Consider the following 2,079-nt stretch of genomic DNA (forward strand, 5'->3'; position numbering starts at 1 on the left):
CCCCCAGCAGCTGCGGCAGGAGGATGATCGACACCGCCTCGAACATCGGCACGGCGAACAGGAACATCATCGCCGACCCGTGCAGCGTGAACAGCTGATTGTAGGTCGAGGCGCTGGTGATCGTGCTTTCCGGCATGGCAAGCTGGGTGCGCATGATCAGCGCCAGCACGCCGGCGAACAGCATGAAGCAGAAGGCGGTCAGCGTGTACCAGACGCCCACGGCATTGTTGTTGGTATCCGTCCAGCGCAGGAACAGCCCGCGCGGCGGCGCCCAGACGGCGCGCAGCCGTTCCTCCTGGGCGCGGCGCAGCTCGGGATCGTCCTGATCGTGCAGGCTCAACGCAGCTCTCCCAGATAGCGCGCGATGGCGCTCGCCTCCGCCTCGCTCATGTGCGGAAAGGCCGGCATGCGCGCGCCGGGCTTCGCTTCGGATGGATGGCGGATGAAGCGGGCGACCGCGGCCGGGTCCATCGGCAGGGTACCGGCGCCAACCGTGCGGCGGGCGGCGAAATGGGTGAGATCCGGCCCGATCAGCCCGCGCTCGCCCGTGCCGCGGATCTGGTGGCAGCCGCCGCAGCCGTAGCTGGCGAAAAGCGCCCTGCCCTCACCCGACGCGCCCGCCCCGCCTGACGCCCCGGCCGCGGCGCGCGCGGGCTGCCGCTCCGCCGCGAGCCAGCGGTCAAAGGCGGCGGGCTCCATGGCGATCACCTCGAATGCCATCAGCGCATGCGAGAGCCCGCAGAATTCGGTGCACTGGCCGCGAAACAGCCCCGGCTTCACCGCGCGCACGGGGAGTTCGTTCACCCGGCCGGGGATCATGTCCATCTTGCCGGCAAGACCGGGAATCCAGAAGGCGTGCACCACGTCGCCGCCGTGAAGCCGGAAGCGCACCGTGCGGCCGACCGGGATGCGAATGGCATTGGCAGCGTCGACCGGCGCGGCGTCGGGCGGATGATAGCGCACGCGCCACCAGAATTGCTCCCCCGTCACGTCAATGGTGAGATCGCCGGGTCCGGTCGGGCGCGGCTTCATCGCCGGCAGGCTGTAGATGAGGAGGCCGAGCAGCAGGATCGACGGCAGCACCGCCCCCGCCACCACGATCAGCCGCTCGCCGCCGCGCAGCGACAGCGACCCTTCCGGCGCGCGCACCGCCCAGCGGAACAGCAGCAAGAGCGCCGCCGCAATGACCAAAGCGCCGATCACCATCACCAGCGACAGATGCGCGATGCCGGCCGCTTCCTCGCCAAAGGTGTCCAGCGCGGACTGGTGCCGGTTGCAGCCGGCGAGCGCGAGCAGGGCGAAAGCGGGCAAAGCAGGAGCGAACGGCAGGCGCCAGTCGCGCTTGCCGCCTTGGCTGCCGAAAATGATCGTTCTGCCCCCCAGCGCTGTCACCCGTTTCCCACTTCTTCCGCCCGGAGGCGGGCCCCTGAACCGCCGGCTGTGTCGCCGGTCGTGTGTCGACGCCCGATTGACCGCGCGCGGGGCGGATTGGTTCCCCCGGCAACATAATTTCACGCAACATCAAGCCGGGTCACGGAGGTATGCCGCCGGACAAAGGGCCATGGCCGAACGGGCATTCTTCGTATCGCAGGCGGAACCTTCATGCCCCCGCCCGCTGCCCCGGGATGGGTATTCAGCGCGCTATCCCAAGCGCCTAATTACCGGTGCATCATGCGCAAATTCGCGAAAACCATCGACGGTGGCTATTCGGACGATGTGATCGTCGGCACCAGTCTCAACGATCTGATCCGCGCCCGCGCCGGGGCGGACCGCGTGGACGGGGGCGACGGCGACGACGATATCTATGGCGGCGACGGCCATGATTATCTGATCGGCGGCGCGGGGCTCGACTATCTGTATGGCGAGAACGGCAACGACCGGCTGGACGGCGGCTATGGCAAGGACCGGCTTATCGGTGCGAGCGGCAACGACATTCTTTCCGGCGGGGACGATGACGACCATCTCGACGGCGGCATCGGGCATGACCGCATCCTTGGCGATGCGGGCAACGACCTCATCTATGGCGGTGACGGGCGCGACTATCTGGACGGCGGCTATGGCGACGACATCATCTATGCC

The 2,079-nt window shown here is 68.3% G+C and carries 3 protein-coding genes; 1 reads left to right on the forward strand and 2 read right to left on the reverse strand.

Annotation, left to right across the window (positions count from 1 at the left end; genetic code table 11):
- On the reverse strand, positions 1-340 hold a 340-nt coding region (locus tag AX702_RS10815; protein ID WP_197420566.1), incomplete at its 3' end, for a cbb3-type cytochrome c oxidase subunit I.
- Positions 337-1,392 (reverse strand): c-type cytochrome, encoded by a 1,056-nt coding sequence (locus AX702_RS10820; protein WP_331710394.1) that lies wholly within the window; start codon positions 1,390-1,392, stop codon positions 337-339. The genes AX702_RS10820 and AX702_RS10815, both read right to left, overlap by 4 nt.
- Before the next feature lie 279 nt (positions 1,393-1,671).
- Here AX702_RS10820 and AX702_RS10825 point away from each other — a divergent pair.
- Positions 1,672-2,079 (forward strand): calcium-binding protein (locus AX702_RS10825; protein WP_443026294.1); only part of this gene is annotated, 408 nt, incomplete at its 3' end.

The organism is Sphingomonas sp. CCH5-D11, assembly GCF_001557395.1.
Classification (GTDB): Bacteria; Pseudomonadota; Alphaproteobacteria; order Sphingomonadales; family Sphingomonadaceae; genus Sphingomonas.